This is a genomic window from Butyricicoccus sp. AM78-15b2TA, assembly GCF_027665985.1.
Taxonomy (GTDB): Bacteria; Bacillota; Clostridia; order Oscillospirales; family Butyricicoccaceae; genus Agathobaculum; species Agathobaculum butyriciproducens.
On record NZ_JAQEHY010000006.1, the window covers coordinates 1 to 19,504 of the forward strand.

The following is a 19,504-nucleotide window of genomic DNA, read 5'->3' on the forward strand; positions in this document are numbered from 1 at the left end:
ACCGCTCATCAACAGCTTATTTAGTATATCAAAACCAGAAGTGTTTGTCAAGAACTTTTTTCAAATTCTTTTTTGAAGAATCAAGTCGTTCCAAATCAAACTTTTCGGTTTTGCGCTTGTCTCTGAGAGACAGCTTTAATAGAATACCAAATCCCGGAGCATTTGTCAAATACTTTTTTCGTTTTTTGCAAAGAATTTTGCTGCAAACGAAAAACGGCGGCTCACGCCGTCGTTTTCTCTTTCTCTCGATGTTCGGACAAAATCAAACCGCTGAGCGCCAAAACCGTGCCAAGCCACATGATCGGCGTCATGGTTTCGTGCAGAATCAACGCTGAGCTTACTATTGTAATAACCGGCGTTGCATAAATGTACACGCTGGTTTTCACCGGACCAAGCAGGAAAACCGCGCGATTCCACGTCACAAAGCACGTTGCAGACGCACAAAGGCCCAGAAACAGCAGATTTGCCAGATGAACCGGCTGCGTCCACACGCTCAAACCGGGCGGAAACCCTTCAATCACCGCAGGAACGAGCAAAAACAGCAAACCGTATCCAAAAATGCGGCAGGTAAGCGGAATGGTACGGTAGCCCATGTGACCAAGCTGGCGCACGAGCACCGAGTACACACCCCAGACCAACGCCGCGCCTACGCCGAGCAGTGCGCCAATCGGGCTGAAATGCAGCTCACTGACGCCCGCGAGCGACACGAGCGCGACACCCGCCATCGCACAAACAAAGCCGAAAAAGAACCATTTGCTGAGTTTTTCGTGCAGCACGACCGCTGCGATCAGTGCGGTAAACAGCGGCGCTGCCGCTACGATAACGCCGACCAGCGACGCGGAAATGTACGTCAGCGCAATATTTTCCATCAAAAAGTACAGCGTAACGCCCGAAAGACCGGCCAGCGCAAACAATCCCTCATGCCACCTTTTCTGCGGGCGCATGAGGCCCTTGCCCACGATGAGCAGCACCAGAAAGCCGAGCGTGAACCGCGCCACCATAATCTCCAGCGGCGTGAACGCGCGCAGCAGCACCTTGGTGGAGACAAACGTCGTACCCCAGACAAGCACGCTGAACGCGCCGAACAAATGCCCCTGTATTCTGTGATTTTCCTGCATGATATTCTCCTTTTCAGCGAAAACGAGCGGTTACGGCTTGACCCAGTTCTCCTGTCCTGCGAATGCGTTATACGGTGCCGGATTGAAATGATTGATCAGACCGCTTCTGAGCACAACCTGCTGCCGCTCAAATGCCAGCGGAATGAGCGGCATTTCATTCAGGAACGTCGTGTACAGGCCCTCCGTATTCTCGCCGCTGCGGTACGCCGTGATGGCATTGCTCATGTCCTCACTCGAGTACGAGCCATAGTTCAGTCCGCCCTGTGGAGACAGCAGCGGGCGCAGATCAAAGTCCGGCGTCAGCTGAACTTCGCCGTAGTACGCGTCGAACGAGCCGCTCTGCAGCATGGAAACATAGGTGTCATACGGCTCCTCATCCACCGTGACATTGACGCCGTTCAGTGAATTCCACGATGCCGCAACCTGTTTTGCCGCCGCTACTTTAAACGCGTTGTCCGAGTTGACGAGCAGGCGGAACGAAAGCTGCACGGTCGCCGCGTCTGTCACTATCGTATCGGTTACTGTGGTATCGGTCGAGCCGGAATTGTCTGCAGAATCGGTCGAATCGCCGGAATCCGTGTTCTCATTGTCCAGAAGCACAACTTCCCCGTCCGAAACCGTCGAATCAGTCTGTTCCTTCGACGTGCGCACGGTCAGAAAATCCACCTTGTAATCGGTATCGCTTGCCCGGCCGCTCGTATAATAGATAAAGTCGCCGTCCTCGTCGTAGTAGCCGTCCTCCTCAGAAGAGTCCGAGTCATCATCGGAACCGTCTGTAGAATCCGAACCTCCGTCCGAAGAATCGGTGCTGCTGTCACTGCTGCCCGCAGAAGATGCACCTTCCTGTGCCGCCTCGCGCAGCAGCTGCGCCGCGGTCATCAAATCTGCCGACAGGCTGTACGACACGCCGGTATCTGCCGGCTGCGGATTGATCGGCAGCACCGCCGGATCGGCATAATCCTGCAGCTGGGTTGCGCACAGTCCCTGACGGCTGATCGCCATGGAAAGCGCCTGCCGCACTTTTGCATTTGCGAACTGGCTGTTATTGTAATTCAAACCGATATAATGCAGCATAGCACTGCTCACCGGAACGGTATCGACCTCGCCGGTGAACGCAATATTCTGGTCGTCCGGCGCAATACGCGCGCTGCGCATGATGGATACATCGCCGGTGCGGAAGCTGGTGTCCGCCGCATCCGCGCGCGTCATTTTGACCAGCGTAATGTGCCGAATGGTGCCGAGAAAGCCGCCGTGCCAGTTCTCGTTGGCCTCCAGCGTCCATGCGGCGCCGTTCTGAACCGGCTTGTACGGTCCGGTGCCCTCTGCGAACTCTCCTTCGTCCGTCGTACCCGCCCGATAGATCGGAATATCCAGCAGTTTCGGGAAGTTGACGTTCGGCGACGCAAGCGTAATGCGAACCATGCGCTTTGTCACCGCTTCGATTGAGGAAACCTCGGTCAGTCGGTTGTGATACGGCGAACTTTCGTTTTCCAGCACAGTCTTGAGACTTTCGGCAACATCACTTGCCGTCAGCTCCGCACCCGACCAGAACTTGATGCCTTTTTTAATCGTAAAGCTGAACGTGGTTCCGTCGCTCGTATAGTCCTCGCACAGCTCGTTTTCGAGTGTAAAATCGCTTTTTATCTCAAAAAGGCCCTCGTAGAGCGCCTCACGCAGCATGCTGTTTACCTCGGTGCCGTCCATGACCGGATTGAGCGTTGTGCCCGAGCGATACCACGCCAGACCGAAATACGCGTCCGACACATCCACGTTGTCTACCGGTGCGCCGTCGCCGTCGTTTCCCTTTCCGAACGGGAACGTGCAGCCGCTGAGCACGACCAAAGTTGCCATTGTCAGCGCCAGCGCACGTTTTTTCCAACTTTTCATTGCATTTGATCCTTTCCGCTTACAGACAGATCATGCCGCCCTGCACGCCGCGCACGCCGTGCGTTACGCGGTGCGACCAGAACTCATCCGAATGACACATGGTGCAGATGCCGCTGTCGATCACATTTTCCGCCGAAAGTCCGGCATCCTTCAGCAGCTTTACGCCAATGCCCTGCAGGTCCACATGGAATTTCGGACCTTTCTCCATGATGAACGGATGCACCTGTGCACCGAGCAGCTCTTCCATCGCTTCCGGCACATCCGCATCGGTCTCGAAGCACTCCTGCCGGATGGACGGACCGAGCACCGCAAACAGGCTTTCTCGCTTGGTGCCGAGCTGCTCCGCCATGACGTCCACGGTTTTGGGCAGAATGCCCGCCGCCATGCCGCGCCAGCCGGAATGACACACGCCTGCGGTGTGCGTCGCAGGATCATATAGTAAGGTGACAACACAGTCCGCATAAAAGCCGATGATGGGCGTATCCGGCAGCGCGGTCACGATCGCGTCCGACTGCCACTCCATCGGGCGGTGCAGCCCCATGCCGACCTTGTCCTCGGTCACGACCGACACCTGCGTGTCGTGGATCTGCTTGGTGAGCGTCATGCGCGTCTCATCCACGCCGAGCGTCTCGCCCAGCAGGCGATAGTTTTCGCGCACATTCTCCAACTCGTCGCCGCGGTTGAAGCCTAAATTCAGGCTTTCGCACGCGCCTGTGCTCACACCGCCGAATTTGGTGGTGAAGGCATGCCGCACCGGAATCCGTCGGCAGGTATAATATACGAAAGAACCGCGCTGTACGCGGCACATAGACTCGTTCATAGTCGTTCCTCCTCGTCTCTTCCATGAGGGAATACAGAATTATTATAGCAAATCGCCCTGCTGTTCACAAGAGCGCACACCGACCGTTTTCAAAAAACACCAAAAACCGCGTATGTCAGCTTGTCTTTTTCTTGACAGTTTGACGAATAGGCTTTACAATTAAACATAGTATAATACCTGCTGTAACAGAGCCGGTGCCAATGGTGAGCACGGCTTTTTTCAAAGGCATTATCTGATTGAACCGATAGCTTTATTTCTATCGGAACCGCATTTTTCTTTTGACAGCGCAAAACCCTGATTTTTTCGAGCGAATCTTCGCTTTTTCGGCGTATTCTGCCTTTATTCTTCGCGCAGTGCTCATGCATGCTGCGCGTGTTTCACCGTGGAATCAGCTTGTTTTCTGCCGAACTGCCGCTCTATTGAGAAACAGCACCGCAGATCTGCGGTATTGTCTTGGTTTTGTGCCGTCTCCCAAAATTCGTAAATAGGAGGACACACCAACAGACATGAGCAACATCATCATACCGATCATCACCGGTATCGTGTGTCTCGCAGTAGGCGTAATCATCGGATTCCTGTATCGCAAGAGCGTTGCGGAAAAAGAGATCGGCTCTGCCGAGACCGAGGCCACCCGCATCATCAACGAAGCAATCAAGGCCGGCGAGACCAAAAAACGCGAATCCATACTCGAGGCAAAGGACGAAATCCACAAGCAGCGTGTCGAAGCCGACCGCGAGCTGAAGGAACGCCGCAATGAGACCCAGCAGCTTGAGCGCCGCCTGATTCAGCGCGAGGAAGCACTGGACAAGAAGAGCGATATGCTCGACCGCAAGAATGATGACCTTAGCCGCCAGCTGGACGCAAGCCAGAAGGAAAAGGAAGAACTCGAGCGCATCAAGCTCGAGCAGGTAGAAAAGCTGGAGCAGATTGCCAGCATGACCCGTGACGAAGCACGCGATATGCTCGTCCAGTCCATTGAAAACGAAGCAACCCACGATGCAGCCGTCAAGCTGCGCGAGATCAATCAGCGCCTGAAGGACGAGAGCGAGCAGACTGCCCGTGAGATCATCTCGACCGCAATCCAGCGCTGTGCCGCCGATCAGGTATCCGAGGCAACCGTTTCGGTTGTTCCGCTGCCGAACGACGAGATGAAGGGCCGCATTATCGGCCGAGAGGGCCGCAACATCCGCACGCTGGAAACCCTTACCGGCGTAGACCTCATCATCGACGATACGCCCGAAGCTATCACCCTGTCCTCGTTCGATCCGGTCCGCCGTGAGATCGCACGTCTGGCCCTCGAAAAGCTGATCGTTGACGGTCGTATTCATCCGGCCCGCATTGAGGAAATGGTTGACAAGGCTCGCCGTGAGGTTGAGCAGATCATCAAGAGCGAAGGCGAGCGTGCTACCTTCGAGACCGGCATCCACGGCATTCACCCCGAGCTGGTCAAGATCCTCGGCCGCCTGCGCTACCGCACCAGCTACGGTCAGAACGTCCTGCAGCACTCCATCGAGGTGGCTCACATTGCCGGCATGATGGCCAGCGAACTGGGTCTCGATCCGGTTCCGGCACGCCGCGCAGGCCTGCTGCATGATATCGGCAAGGCCATCGACCACGAGGTTGAGGGCAGCCACGTTCAGATCGGCGTAGACCTTGCCAAGAAGTACAAGGAATCCCAGCCGATCATCCACGCCATCGAGGCACACCACGGCGATGTAGAGGCAAAGACCATCGTAGCATGTCTGGTTCAGGCAGCCGATGCCATCTCCGCTGCACGTCCGGGCGCTCGCCGCGAGAACCTGGAAAACTATATCAAGCGTCTGGAAAAGCTCGAGAGCATCGCCAACGAGACGCCCGGTGTTTCCGGTTCGTTTGCCATTCAGGCAGGCCGCGAGATTCGCATTATCGTCAATCCGGAGAAGGTTTCGGACGACAAGATGGTGCTTCTCGCCCGCGAAATCGCCAAGAAGATCGAGAACGAGCTGGACTATCCCGGCCAGATCAAGGTCAACATGGTACGCGAAACGCGTGCGATCGACTACGCAAAGTAAGCAAAATCATACCCCGCAAGAGATTCTCTTGCGGGGTATTTTTATGCCCTTTTCAGCTTTTAATCTTTATTGCAGACAATGAACCGCATGCCGCCCTTTATATTTTCCGCCTTGCAGGTCAGACCGTGCAGCGCAAGGATTTTCTGCAGAATGGCCAGTCCCAGTCCGTGCCCGCCCGCTCGGTCGCGGGCCTTATCGCCACGGTAGAACATCTCGAACAGGCGCGGCAGCTCGGTCTCCGGAATGGGTTCGCAGTCGTTTTCGACGGTCAGCAGGTGATTACGGCTGTTCGTCAGCCGAACGGACACGCGCCCGTTTTCCGGCGAATACTTGGCGGCATTCTCCAGCAGACAGCCGACGGCACGCCGCAGCAGCGTTTCGTCGCCGCGGATACGCACGCCGTCCGCAATATCGGCGGTCAGGCGGCGTTTTTCGAACAGCGGCGCGTACTCGGTCAGTACATCGCGCACAAGTGCGGTCAGATTGAGCGTTTTGCGGTTTTTCAGCTCGTCCGTGCGGTCCAGACGGGTGTAATCCAGCATTTCCCGCACCAGACCGTTCATCCGGTCGGTCTCCTGCTCGATGGCGGCAAGATACCGCGCGTTTTCCTCGGGCGAAATGTCCTGCGCGATGGCCTCGGCGTACCCGCCGATGAGCGCGAGCGGCGTTTTCAGGTCGTGGCTTGCCGCCGAAACAAACTGCTGTCGTTTGTCCTCGAGGTCGCGCTCGCTATCCCAGCGGGTGTGCAGTGTGGCAGCCATTTCGCTCAGCGCACGGTTGAGTTCGCCGATTTCGTCTCCGCGTTTCAGGTCGGGCTTGAACTCGTCGAATGCAAGGTTTGCAACCAGATTTGCTTCTCGCGCCGTGTCAACCAGTGGGTCAGCGACCATGCGGCGCACGATTTTATAGAAAATAAACAGGAAAATCAGATACAATGCAATCGTGATGAACGGCATACCCCAAAAGAGATCCTCATATGCAGCTTCCTTGTCAATCGGCGCAGTGGCCATGACCATTCCATGTCCATATCCGATCGTGCTGGACAGGGACAAAAAGATAGTAAAATATCCCCCTGTATGATCCACTTTCACATTTTCTCCGTTTATGCACCGCAGTTTGGTTTCCAGATACTTTTTTTCCGCAAAGTATACTTCCATATTCGAATCCTTGTCAAAGCACCACTGCGGCATTTCTTCCCATTGACCGACCTCTTCAACCGGTGTCTGTGCCGTCCATTCATAATCATACGCACCTACGCAGATTCGGTTCGGAATATATATCGTATGACCATTGTTTTCGATTTTTTTGCCATATATCATTGCAATGTATCCCACGTCATCTGAAAAGCCTTTTTTCGGCCCGTATACCTCACGCATCTCACGAATATCCTGCTCGGCAAAATTGCTGATGTCAATATCGGCATCGGCATTCTTACCATACAGCAGCAGCGGCGAACGCATCGTGACCCAGTTTTCCTGTCCATCATAATACTGCACGACATACGCTTTTTCACTATCCCAGATGGAATATGCCAAATCACAACGCATTTTATCGTATTCCGGCGTATTGGCCGACGGCATATCATCAGGGTCATACCCTTTTTCTACCAACGTGTGTTCAACACGCCAGCAAATATCGTTAACTTCCATACCTGCCCTGTACGCTGCGACAACCTGTGCGTTTTCAATCAATTTGAATGTCCACAGTCCAACAAACACCGCCAGAATCACTGCCACAACCGCGGTCAACCTTGCCGCGATGCCGATTTTGTGAATTCGCTTTGTCATGTCGATCCCCCCAATCGGTAGCCCTTGCCGTACACCGCACGGATATGCTGCGAGGCTGTTCCAAGCGCTTTACGCAGACTGGCAATGTGCCGGTCGATCATGCGCTCGTCCCCGTCGAAATCCGTGCCCCATACCCGCTCGATGAGCAGGTCGCGCGACACCGTGCGTCCCTGTTCGCGCAGCAGCAGCTCGAGTATCTTCGCCTCCTTGGGACGCAGATTTATTGGGTTTCCGTCCACCGCTACCGTGCCCGAGGCCGTGTCCATCAGGATATTCGCGTAGCCGAGCTCACTCGCGCCCAGCCGCAGACCGCGGGCCCGCCGCATGAGCGCCTGCGCCTTTGCCACCAGCACCGGAAACGAAAACGGCTTGGTGATATAATCGTCCGCGCCCGCGCGGAACCCTGCCAGCGTGTCACCCTCCTGCCCGAGCGCCGTGACGAAAATGACCGGTACGTCGCTCTCCTGCCGCACCGCTTCGCAGACCTCCAGCCCGTTCAGATGCGGCATCATCACATCCAGCACCAGCAGGTCGAACGGCTGCGCCTGTGCCAGCACGAGCGCCTGTTCGCCGTCATACGCCGGTGTCACCGCCACGCCCGCCGCCCGAAAGAAATCCTGCATCAGCGCGGATAACGCCTTGTCGTCCTCTGCTAAAAGAATGTGTCCTGCCATTTGAGGTGCCCCCTCTCTATCTGTATCTCACTGTTACGACTATCCTTTTCCTGTATTTAGTATAGCATAGAATTGTCCATTCTTTATCCAATGAAAAAAGCCTTTCCGAAATTTTTTCGGAAAGGCTTTTGTGTAGTTCGATTTAGACGGCTTCTTTACGCCTGCGGCGGGATACAGCCGACACCATCCAGAATAAAGTGCGGACGGTATGCGTAGTTCTCCACATCCTTGCGGGTAGTGCAGCCGGAGAGCACCAGAACGGTGTCCAGACCGGTTTCGATGCCGGCAACAATATCGGTATCCATGCGGTCGCCGATCATAGCCGCCTCGTGCGAGTGCACACCAAGCAGGCGCAGACCGGTACGCATCATCAGCGGGTTCGGCTTGCCGACATAGTACGCGGTCTTGCCGGTGGCCAGCTCGATCGGAGAAACCAGTGCGCGGCATGCCGGAATAATGCCCTGCTCGGACGGGCCGGTCAAATCGGAGTTGGTGGCGATCAGGCGCGCGCCCTTGTTGATCAGATCAACGGCCTTGAGGATGGTCTGATAGTTGTAGGTGTTGGTCTCGCCCGCAATAACGTAATCCGGGTCCACATCATTCATCACGATGCCCGCCTCGTACAGCGCACCAACCAGACCGGGCGCGCCGATCACATACGCGGATGCGTGCGGCTTCTGGCTGGCGATAAACTTTGCCGTAGCCAGCGCGGAAGTGTAGAAATGCTCCTCACCGATCTCCAGACCCATGCGGGCCAGCTTCTGCTGCAGCTCGAGCGGCGAACGCTCGGAGGAGTTGGTCAGAAAGAGGAAGCTCTTGTTCTCACGCTGCAGCCAGTCTACAAATTCAGGTACACCGGGCAGCAGACGGTTGCCGTGATAGATAACACCGTCCATATCGCAGATGAAGCCTTTCTTCTCTCGAAGCAGCTCTAATTCTTCGTTCATTATGCTGATCTCCTTTCGGTAGGCGACCCATGCTGAAACAGCATAGCCGGAAATCTTTTGTCCATTCTTATTATGCGTAAAATTTCAGCCAACGTCAAGGGCCAACCGAGGAAAAAATGTTAAATCCTCGTAAAGAGCTGAAAAGAGAGCGGAGAGCGAGGAGTGGAGAGTGAAGATTTTCTTCTCCGGGCGCATACCAAAGGACACAGGCGGCTCTGCCGCCGTGTCCCGCCGCGCGAGATTTCAGTACCCGTTTCACCGTCAGACCGCACAGCGCGTGAAATGGAGCGCCTCCGACGCGACAAAAATGGCCCGGCTCCGCCGGGTCATTTTTAACAAACACGAAAACACCCCGAAAACCGGAAAGTTTTCGGGGTGTTTTCGTGCAATAGGTGTTCCCGCCCTGCCCGTAAAGCGGGCACGCGCGGCGACACCGTCCCTCGTACCAAAGGCCGCTTTGCGGCCTTTGGTACGAAGCGAGAGCCTTTTACGGCTCGAGGCGGTTCATATCACGCGGGAACATAGAAGCCTCGCGGATGTTGTTCAGCCCCAGCAGCTGCATGGTCAGGCGCTCCAGACCAATGCCCAGACCGCCGTGCGGCGGCATACCGTACTTGTGCAGCATGGTGAAGGACTCAAACAGCTCGGCGTTCATCTTGCGGGCCGCCAGCTTGTCCATCTGCTCCTGATAATCGTGGATACGCTGACCGCCGGTGGTGATCTCCAGACCGCGGAACAGCAGGTCGAACGACAGCGCCAGCTTCGGGTCCTCCGGATCATCCTTCGCGTAGAACGGGCGCTTTGCGGACGGGAAGTGAGTTACAAATACGAAATCAGAGTCGTGCTCCTCCTTTGCCCACTGGCACAGCAGCACTTCTTCGTCCGGGTTGAGGTCGTAACGGTTCTTGGACTTGTGACCGAACTTCTCCTCCATGATCTGCTTGGCCTCGTGGAAGCGGATAGTCGGGATTTCCTTGATCTCCGGAACCTCGGCGTTCAGCATAGCGAGTTCCTCAGCGCAGTGCTCCTTAACGTAAGCCATAACGGACTTCAGCATGCCGGTCTCCATTGCCATTACATCGTACATGGAATCAATGTAGGCCATCTCGAAGTCCAGACCCATGTACTCGTTCAGGTGACGAGAGGTGTTGTGACGCTCTGCACGGTAAACCGAGCCGATCTCGTATACACGGCCGAATGCACCGGCGAGGTACTGCTTGTGGAACTGCGGGGACTGTGCCAGATAAGCCGGGGTGCCGAAGTAATCCAGCTTGAACAGGTTTGCGCCGCCCTCAGCGCCTGCAACTACGATCTTCGGGGTGTGGATGTGGGTGAAGCCCTGCGACTGCATATACTGTGCAAAGCCGTCAGCGATCGCACCCTGTACGCGGAAGATCGCCTGCTTGCGCGGATGACGCAGCGTGATCGGACGCAGCGGCAGATCAACATCAAGGGACAGGCCCATATACTTCTTGCCGAGCGGTACCGGCAGCTGGTCGTACGGCTTGCCGAGGATGGACAGTGCGCTCAGAACGACCTCAACGCCGTGCTCTGCACGCGGCTCCTCACGAACGGTACCGGTAACCTCGAGTACCATTGCGTCCTTGACGTCCGAACGCTTGATGCCGCCGATCTCGTCACCCTGGAAGGTGCACTGGATCAAACCGCGCTCAACGCGCATTACAACAAAAGAAAAGTCAGACATATCGCGTACACGGTGAACCGTGCCGCGGAACGTGACCTCGCTGCCGACTGCTTCGCAGACGCGCTTTACGGTGTCAACGTACTGACCCGCTTCATGAATCATTTCCATAATATTACGCCTCTCTGTTTACAATTTTCAGATAGAGTTATTGTAGCATGGATTTACTGCCGTGACAAGGTTTTACCAGTGAAATCCACGCTGTTTTGACAATTTTTCTTATCGTTTCAGCCTGCGGAGCACCGCCTGTACTTCCTCGCGGCCCTCACCGCTGACGATAATACACACCGCATAAACGCCCGCACCGACCACGACAGCCGCGCCAAGGCGAATGAGATTGCCGACCGGCAGCAGCGTGCATGCAAAGGCCGCCGCACCGCACAGCAGCGCCGAAACGATGATGCGCACCAGACTGATCGGTGCCACACGGAACAGGAATCGGCTGCGCACGCGCACACAGGTAATGATAAAGTAGGACGCAAATGCGACCACCGAACCGAGCGCACCGCCCGTAAATCCGAGGGTTTTGAGCAGAATGACACTCGAAACCACCTTGATAACTGCTGCGATCGCGCTGTTCTGCAGAACGTGTACGGTGGACTGCTCCAGCTCATACGCCTTGTTGGCGTACTCGGTCAGGCCCATGAACAGCATGGCAAGCGCGGTATATGCGATGACCGGCGCACCGGCGGCATACTTCGCGGGGAACAGGAACCGGCTGAGCGGCAGCGCCACCGCAGTCAGACCCGCAACAGCAGGCACAGCGATCAGCAGATACAGCCGCACGCCCTGATCGAGCAGCGGCTTTGCCGCGGCTTTGCCGCCCTCGCGCCAGCCGCGCAGCACGGCAGGATACACGCCGCGCATAATACCGACCGAGATCATCGTGAACAGACCACTCGCGATCGAGTTGTTATTCGAGTAGTATGCGTACAGAATGTTGCCGTAAAAGCCGACAACGAGGTATTTGTCGATCTGGTTAAGCAGCGCCACCGAGATGGAAACGCCCATCAGCGGTACGCCGTATTTGAGGAACCTGTTCAGCAGCGGCTTGGAGAAATACTTCAGCCGCACAACAACCGGCAGGCTGAGCGCAAACACCGCACCGATGGTGGCTACACCGTCCGCAATAGTGTTGGCAAAGATGGCCGGGAACGGCGACGGGTAATTCGACTTGCCGCCGACGAGCGCGAACGCAACCGCGAGCTTGAGCACCGCCGAGGTCAGCGACCACAGGATGGAGGCTTTCACGCGGCCGAGCTGAATCAGCGCCGCATTGAGCACCTGAAACGCCGTGTAGGTGCAGAACATCAGCGCACCGCCCAGATAAACCGGACTTTGCGTCACAGCTGCCGTAATGCAGCAGCCGATGGCAACAAGCACGCACAATCCCACATAGATGGTAGAAACCGTGGAGAACAGGCCGCGTCCTTCATCGGCGCGGTACTCCTCACCGACATAGCGGGTGGCGGAATTCGCCATCCAGCCCGCAAGGATGAGGTACAGCAGCTGTATCGTGGTGTTGGTCAGGTTGAATGCACTGACCGCACCCTCCACAAAGATGTGGGAATACAGCGAGGAACACCCGATGACGAGCAGTCCCTCGACCACCTTGGCCGGCAGGAACAGCATAGCATCGCGCGTCATGGTATTTTTAGAGGACAAAAGAAAAACCCTCGCTTTCCGTCAGATAAAATCAGTATACCATGTTCTGAGCAAAAAAACAAACTTCGTTTGCCAAAATACTGCCGAAAAAGACGACATTTACCGCGTCCGAGTTTTGCAATCCCCCTGTTTTCATGGTATACTGATTATACTTGTCAAGTGGAGGTATTTGACTTTGCGAATCATGCATGTAATGGGCGGCGGCGATGTAGGCGGCGCCAAGACCCAGATTATGAATACCGTGACCGGACTCAACCGCAATAACGATGTGATGCTCATCTCGTTCCGCGCAGGTCCGTTTGCGGATGAAGCGCGCGAGCGCGGCATTGATGTGCGCGTGATCGAGCGGCACAATCCGTTCCGCGCGGCACGGACCATGCGCGACCTGGTAGATGCGTTCAAGCCCGACATTATTCACTGCCACGGCGGTCGTGCCAACCTGATGGGAGCCATGGTGCGCCGCAGCCGTCAGGTGCCGATCGTCACGACCGTGCACTCGGATTACCGGCTGGACTACCTCGGCAGTCCGCTCAAGCAGTACACGCTCGGCACGGCGAATGCCATCGCGCTGCGCTTTCTCGACTTCTATCAGCCGGTCGCAGACCGTATGGCGCGCACGCTCATCGAGCGCGGCTTTGACCCGGAGCGCATTGTAAAAATCTACAACGGTATGGATTTTGATCGTCCGGAGGGTGAATTTGACCGTGCGGCCTATCTGCGGGACACCTACGGTGCCGAGATTGAGGACGGTGACGTGCTGTGCGGCATTGCCGCGCGTCTGACCGCCGTCAAGGATATTGCGACCACCATCCGCGGCTTTGCCGAGGCGCTGAAATCCGCGCCGCAGCTGCGCCTGTTCATCGCCGGCGACGGCGAGGACGAGGACATGCTCAAAAAGCTGTGCGACCAGCTCGGCGTGCGCGAGCGCGTGACATTCTGCGGCTGGGTATCGCCGGTCATGCCGTTCTTCCGCGCAATGGATATCAACCTGCTGTCTTCGGTGTCCGAAACCTTCCCGTATTCCATTCTGGAGGGCGTTTGTGCCGGCTGTGCGACCATCTGCTCGGATGTCGGCGGCATGCCCGAACTCATCGACACCGGTGAAAACGGCTATATCTTCCCGGTCGGAGACGATAAGCGGCTGGCGGAATATCTGGTCCGTCTGGGCAACGATGCCGCGCTGCGGCAGAAATTTGCGGATGCGCTGTACGAAAAAGCCTCCCGCGATTTCTCGCGCGACAAGATGTGCGAACGCCAGATGGAAAACTACCGTCATCTGCTGGCACGGTTCCATCGTCCGAAAAACGAGCGTGAGAGCATTGTCATCTGCGGCGCGTACGGACGCGGCAACGCCGGTGACGATGCCATTCTCGAGGCCATTGTGCAGGAGATGCGCCAGCTCGATCCCGAACGCACCATCTGCGTTATGTCGCGCAGACCGAAGGAAACGCGCCTGATCTACCGCACGAACGCCATCTATACTTTTAATGTGTTCTCCGTCCTGCGCAAGTTCCGTCATGCCGCGCTGTATATCAACGGCGGCGGCTCACTCATGCAGGATGTTACGTCCACCCGCTCGATCTGGTACTACTGCTACACGCTGTACGCCGCCAAAAAGCGCGGCTGCAAGGTAATGATGTACGGCTGCGGCATCGGTCCGATCAACCGTCCGGGCAACCGCCGGATGGCCGCCAGAACCATTGATGCATCGGTTGACCGCATCACGCTGCGCGATGACAATTCCCGCGCACTGCTTGCCGAAATGGGCGTTACCCGGCCGGATATCCGTGTTTCCGCCGACCCGACCATCATTCTGACGCCCGCGCCGCGTGAAATCGTCAATATCGCCCTCGAGCAGAGCGGCATTGACCCGAACGGAAAGTATATCGGCTTCGGTCTGCGCAACTGGAAGGGTCTGGACACGGCTCTGCCCGAAATCGCGGCTGCAGCCAACTATGCCTACGAAAAGCACGGCCTGACGCCGGTTTTCGTACCCATCGAGTTCCCGAGCGACCTCATGCCCGCAGAACGTGTCGGCGCACTGCTGCACTGTCCGTGGCACGCCGTGCGTACCCGACAGCCCATCGAAGTCACCATCGGCATCCTCTCCCGCATGAAAACCGTGGTCGGCATCCGACTGCATTCGCTGATGTTCTCCGCCGGTCAGGGCGTTCCGGTCGTCGGCATGAGCTACGACATCAAGGTGGACGGCTTTCTGAAATATATCGGCAGCCGCACCTGCCTGCAGCTTTCGTCCGTCAAGGCAGAGCCGCTGTGCCGCCTCATCGACGAGTGCGTCTCCGGTGCGCTCGATAACGAGGTGCACCGCACCGCGGAAATGCTGAGAGAAAGAGAATCCGAGAATGTGAAGGGTGCAGCGAAGCTGCTGAACATTTCCGAAAACTAAACCGTAGGGCGGGGTGCCCTCACCCCGCCGTCTTTACCATCTGCATACCGCTGACCACGGCGGGCTGAGGGCAGCCCGCCCTACGATATATGATAAAACAATCCACTAAAGGGGTTATATAGATATGAAGAACCACATCGTCTGTCTTTCGACAACGAACTACCATCCTCTGCCGACGCGCAAGCAGAACGTGATGAGCCGTCTGCGCAACAGCGAAATCCTGTATTTTGATCCTCCGGTGTCCATGATCGCACCGCTCAAGGACAAAAAAGCCTCCGCATATATCGAAAAGTACAAGCAGCCCGGCGAAAAGGTCGAGGGGCACGAAAACATCACTGTTTACGCACTGCCGCCGGTACTGCCGTTTTTCAACAAGTTCCGCTGGATCAACAAAATCAACCAGAAACGGCAGGCGGCGTTCATCCGCGAAAAGATGCGCGAGCATGGCTTCGGTGACGAGACCGTGCTGTGGTGCTACTCGCCGTCCTCGTGCGATATTGTGGAGCACCTGCCGCACGCCAAGCTGGTATACGACTGTGTAGACCGTCATTCCGCGTACAAGGGTCACATCAATCCCAAGGTTGTGGACAAGATGGAATGCGATCTGGCCAAGCCTGCCGATCAGGTATTCGCAACCGCAGTCGGACTGGCAGAGACACTGGAAAAGGTCAACCCGACCACCCAGATGATCCCGAACGGCGCGGCTTACGAGATTTTCTCGCGCGTACAGACCGAGAAGGACACCCTTCCCTGCCCGGAGGACATGAAGGATCTGCCGCATCCGATCTACGGCTTTGTCGGCATGCTGCAGGAGTGCATCGACTATGCACTGATCGAAAAGCTGGCGAAGAGCCGTCCGAACGCGACGATTTTCCTTATCGGACGCACGCTGCCGGGTGTTGACCTGACCAACCTCAAGCAGTACCCGAACATTGTATTCCACGGTCTGGTGCCGCAGCCCGAGCTGCCCGCATATCTGGCGCAGATGGACGTCTGCCTGAACGTATTCCGTGCCGGTGCGCTCTCCAAGGATGTTTCGCCGCTCAAGTTCTACGAATATCTGGCAACCGGCAAGCCGATCGTTTCCACGCGCGAGCCGCTGCAGGTCGAGGATTTCAAGGATGTGGTCTACATTGCCCGCAATCCCGAGATGTTCCTGCCGCTGTGCGATGCCGCTGCCAAGGAAAAACGTCCGGCATGGACGGAAAAACGCCTTGCCTACGGCGCGCAGTGCTCGTGGACCGAGCGCGTGCACCAGATGGAAGAGGTGCTTTATAAAAAGGGCGTTCTGCACGAAAGTGCAGAGGAGTAAAATTTATCTTTGGGCATTTACACAAATCCCGAAAAAAGCGGGTAAAATACTTGCATTAACAAGTTAAATTAGCTAAAATAAATATGTATCGTCACCGTTGGTTTTAAGAAAGAGGTGTACACATGACCGGCAGCGTATTTTTGAACCAGACTGCAGCTGAACAGTTTTTCGTTCTCGGGCATTCGTGCATTCTCTCGGGCATCGGTGCACATAAATGAGCGATTATAGGGCACGGGTATACCCGTGCCCTCATTTGTTTTTGTAGGAGGAATAACAAATGAAAAAAGTTCTCGTTGTCATGGGATCCGACAGTGATCTCAAGGTAATGGAAAAGTGTGTTGACCGTCTGAAATCGTTCGATATTCCGACTGAGGTCCGCATCTGCTCCGCGCACCGCACCCCGGCCGCTGCCGAACAGCTGGCGAAGAACGCGGCAGCCGAAGGCTTCGGCGTTATCATCGCGGCAGCAGGCAAGGCCGCACACCTCGGCGGTGTACTGGCGGCTTACACCACGCTTCCGGTAATCGGCGTGCCGATGGCCACCAGCGTGATGGGCGGCATGGACAGCCTGCTCTCCATCGTGCAGATGCCCAAGGGTATTCCGGTGGCAACCGTTGCGATCGACGGCGCAGACAACGCCGCCATCCTCGCAGCACAGATGATCGCCCTGTCGGATGACGCGCTGGCAGCAAAGCTTGCACAGTTCAAGGCCGATATGGCAGCGGAAGTTACCGCAAAGGACGAAAAGGTTCGCGCTCAGTTCGCGTAATCTATATAGGTATCTCTGATACCGCATCCCCGCAAGGTAAAGGCATTGGGGCCGCTCCCATTGGCAGCTTCGATGTACAACCTGCAAACAACATTGTTTCAAATTAACACTACTTATACAAATGGAGGAATTGGACATGGAAAAGAAAGAACAGCTGTACGAAGGCAAGGCTAAGAAGGTATTTGCTACCGACGATGCAAATCTCGTAATCGTTGACTACAAGGACGATGCAACCGCATTCAACGGTGAGAAGAAGGGCACCATCACCGGCAAGGGCGTTATCAACAACGTAATGAGCAATCACATGTTCCAGCTGCTCGAGCAGCAGGGCGTGCCGACCCACTTTGTTGAGCAGCTCTCCGAGCGTGAGACCCTGGTAAAGAAGGTCTCCATTGTACCGCTGGAGGTCATCATCCGCAACATTTCCGCCGGTTCCTTTGCGAAGCGTTTCGGCGTGGAAGAGGGCATCGTATTCGACGAGCCGACCATCGAGTTCTCCTACAAAAACGATGAGCTTGGCGACCCGCTCATGAACGCTTACCACGCGATCGCACTGAAGGCTGCTACCCGCGAGGAGATCGAGACCATCAAGGCAATGGCCTTCAAGGTAAACGAGGTTATGAAGCAGTACTTCGATACCCTGAACGTCATCCTCGTTGATTTTAAGCTCGAGTTCGGCAAGACTGCGGACGGCAAGATCGTTCTCGCAGACGAAATCTCTCCGGATACCTGCCGCCTGTGGGACAAGACCACCAAGGAGAAGCTGGATAAGGACCGCTTCCGTCGTGACATGGGCGGTGTCGAGGAAGCATATCAGGAGATCATGAAGCGCGTTATGGGCAAGTAAGCCCATCCGCAAGGCAAGATTCGGACAAGAAAAGGCTGAAGAATGAAATATCGTATTTTAAGAAAAAGCAGCACTCCGTTTGACAAGGTGCATGAGGAGTGCGGTGTATTCGGTATCGCAGCGCCGGAAGGCAAGGAGATTTCCGCCGCGCACGACGCGTATACCGCACTGTTTGCTCTCCAGCACCGCGGTCAGGAGGCTGCCGGTATCGCCGTAAACAAAAACGGCGTGATCCACTGCCATAAGGACACCGGTCTGGTCAGCGCCGTGTTCAATCAGGACATCCTGGACAACATGCCTGGCTCGATGGCCATCGGTCATGTGCGCTACTCCACCACCGGCGATACCCGCCGCGAGAACGCGCAGCCGATCTCCATCACCCATGTAAAGGGCAATCTTGCGGTTGCACACAACGGCAACCTCGTAAACGCAGGCGAGCTGCGCCGCGAGATCGAGCTGGACGGCGGCATTTTCCGCTCCTCGAACGACACCGAGGTTCTGGTATACACCATTGTTAAGGAACGCCTCAAGTGCGGCTCTATTGAAGAAGCCGTTATGAACACCATGCACCGCATTGAGGGTGCCTACTCTCTGGTCGTTATGTCTCCGCGCAAGCTGATCGCGGCACGCGACCCGCACGGCTTCCGTCCGCTGTGTATCGGCCTGCTGGACAACGACTGCTACATTTTCGCTTCCGAGACCTGCGCTCTGGACGCGCTCGGTGCAAAGTTCATCCGCGATGTAGAACCCGGTGAGGTCTGCGTTGTCGAAAACGGTGAGCTGCGCTCCATGCACTGCGGTATCGAGTGCAAGTCCTCCGCGTGCGTATTCGAGTACATTTACTTTGCCCGTCCGGACTCCATCATCGACGGTGCATCGGTTGAGCTGGCCCGTCAGGAGGCCGGCAAGTACCTGTCCATCGAGCATCCGGTCGGCGCTGACGTGGTTATCGGCGTACCGGATTCCGGTATTCCGGCAGCGATCGGCTACGCAAAGTTCTCCGGCATTCCGTACGGCGTGGGTCTCATCAAGAACCGCTATATCGCCCGCACCTTTATCCAGCCGGGCCAGGACAAGCGCGAGCGCTCGGTGCGTCTCAAGCTGAATGCCCTGCGCACCGCCATTGAGGGCAAGCGCGTGATCATGGTCGATGACTCCATCGTCCGCGGTACGACCTGCGGCCGTCTGGTAAAGCTGCTACGCGATGCAGGCGCGGCTGAGGTTCACATGAGAATTTCGGCGCCACCGTTCCGTCATCCCTGCTTCTTCGGCACGGATATTCCGGAGCGCAACCAGCTTCTCGCCCACAACCGCACGGTTGAGGAGATGCGCGAGATCATCGGCGTGGATTCGCTCGGTTTCCTGTCGCTTGAGGCCTGCCGCAAGATCGCAGTCGGCTGCAAGCTGGGCTTCTGCGATGCATGCTTCTCCGGCGAGTACCCGATTCCGGTACCCGAGCAGGTGGATAAGAACATGTTCGAGATCGAGATTCCGCTCCCCGCTAACAAAGACTAACTT

At 56.3% G+C, this 19,504-nt stretch carries 14 protein-coding genes; 6 read left to right on the top strand and 8 right to left on the bottom strand.

Translation table 11 applies throughout. From position 1 onward, the window contains the following. Window positions 1-221 precede the first annotated feature (221 nt). The 3 genes from PGS25_RS07240 to pgeF are packed head-to-tail and all read right to left on the bottom strand — an operon-like array spanning window position 222 to window position 3,825. Window positions 222-1,118, bottom strand: coding sequence for a DMT family transporter (locus tag PGS25_RS07240; protein WP_118753670.1), 897 nt, complete (start codon window positions 1,116-1,118; stop codon window positions 222-224). 30 nt (window positions 1,119-1,148) lie between these two features. Beyond that, a complete protein-coding gene (locus PGS25_RS07245; protein WP_118753669.1) occupies window positions 1,149-3,005 on the bottom strand; it encodes an ABC transporter substrate-binding protein in 1,857 nt (618 codons plus the stop codon). Between the two features lie 19 nt (window positions 3,006-3,024). Then, on the bottom strand, window positions 3,025-3,825 hold the full coding sequence (pgeF, locus tag PGS25_RS07250; RefSeq protein WP_118753668.1) for a peptidoglycan editing factor PgeF: 801 nt from the start codon (window positions 3,823-3,825) through the stop codon (window positions 3,025-3,027). A gap of 506 nt (window positions 3,826-4,331) precedes the next feature. Between pgeF and rny the strand changes: the two genes are divergently transcribed. After that, window positions 4,332-5,876, top strand: a complete 1,545-nt coding sequence (gene rny / locus PGS25_RS07255; RefSeq protein ID WP_117752096.1) for a ribonuclease Y — start codon at window positions 4,332-4,334, stop codon at window positions 5,874-5,876. 59 nt (window positions 5,877-5,935) lie between these two features. On the opposite strand, the gene PGS25_RS07260 is transcribed toward rny, so the two are convergent. The 5 genes from PGS25_RS07260 to PGS25_RS07280 all read right to left on the bottom strand — a co-directional run bounded on the left by PGS25_RS07260 (window position 5,936) and on the right by PGS25_RS07280 (window position 12,651). Continuing rightward, entirely contained in the window at window positions 5,936-7,663 is a 1,728-nt protein-coding gene (locus PGS25_RS07260) for a sensor histidine kinase (protein WP_270418122.1), read from the bottom strand. Next, complete coding sequence (locus PGS25_RS07265; protein WP_270418123.1) at window positions 7,660-8,337, bottom strand: response regulator transcription factor; 678 nt, start codon at window positions 8,335-8,337, stop codon at window positions 7,660-7,662. Before PGS25_RS07265 ends, PGS25_RS07260 begins: the two co-directional genes overlap by 4 nt. 155 nt (window positions 8,338-8,492) lie before the next feature. After that, window positions 8,493-9,284 (bottom strand): HAD-IIA family hydrolase, encoded by a 792-nt coding sequence (locus PGS25_RS07270; RefSeq protein WP_270418124.1) that lies wholly within the window; start codon window positions 9,282-9,284, stop codon window positions 8,493-8,495. Window positions 9,285-9,771: 487 nt separating this feature from the next. Continuing rightward, entirely contained in the window at window positions 9,772-11,097 is a 1,326-nt protein-coding gene (aspS, locus tag PGS25_RS07275; protein WP_110435888.1) for an aspartate--tRNA(Asn) ligase, read from the bottom strand. A 108-nt stretch (window positions 11,098-11,205) separates the two neighbouring features. Next, the gene (locus PGS25_RS07280; RefSeq protein WP_270418125.1) at window positions 11,206-12,651 is read right to left on the bottom strand and encodes a lipopolysaccharide biosynthesis protein; all 1,446 of its coding nucleotides are present in this window, start codon (window positions 12,649-12,651) and stop codon (window positions 11,206-11,208) included. Window positions 12,652-12,835: 184 nt separating this feature from the next. Between PGS25_RS07280 and csaB the strand changes: the two genes are divergently transcribed. The 5 genes from csaB to purF all read left to right on the top strand — a co-directional run bounded on the left by csaB (window position 12,836) and on the right by purF (window position 19,501). After that, window positions 12,836-15,058, top strand: a complete 2,223-nt coding sequence (gene csaB, locus PGS25_RS07285) for a polysaccharide pyruvyl transferase CsaB (RefSeq protein WP_270418252.1) — start codon at window positions 12,836-12,838, stop codon at window positions 15,056-15,058. Between the two features lie 124 nt (window positions 15,059-15,182). Next, entirely contained in the window at window positions 15,183-16,370 is a 1,188-nt protein-coding gene (locus PGS25_RS07290) for a glycosyltransferase (protein WP_270418126.1), read from the top strand. Window positions 16,371-16,647: 277 nt separating this feature from the next. Continuing rightward, window positions 16,648-17,139, top strand: a complete 492-nt coding sequence (gene purE, locus PGS25_RS07295) for a 5-(carboxyamino)imidazole ribonucleotide mutase (protein WP_119190085.1) — start codon at window positions 16,648-16,650, stop codon at window positions 17,137-17,139. A 136-nt stretch (window positions 17,140-17,275) separates the two neighbouring features. After that, on the top strand, window positions 17,276-17,986 hold the full coding sequence (purC, locus tag PGS25_RS07300; RefSeq protein WP_110435883.1) for a phosphoribosylaminoimidazolesuccinocarboxamide synthase: 711 nt from the start codon (window positions 17,276-17,278) through the stop codon (window positions 17,984-17,986). 42 nt (window positions 17,987-18,028) lie between these two features. Beyond that, window positions 18,029-19,501 carry an amidophosphoribosyltransferase gene (gene purF / locus PGS25_RS07305; RefSeq protein WP_118761493.1) on the top strand — a complete coding sequence of 491 codons (1,473 nt, stop codon included), beginning with the start codon at window positions 18,029-18,031 and terminating at the stop codon, window positions 19,499-19,501. Window positions 19,502-19,504 lie beyond the last annotated feature (3 nt).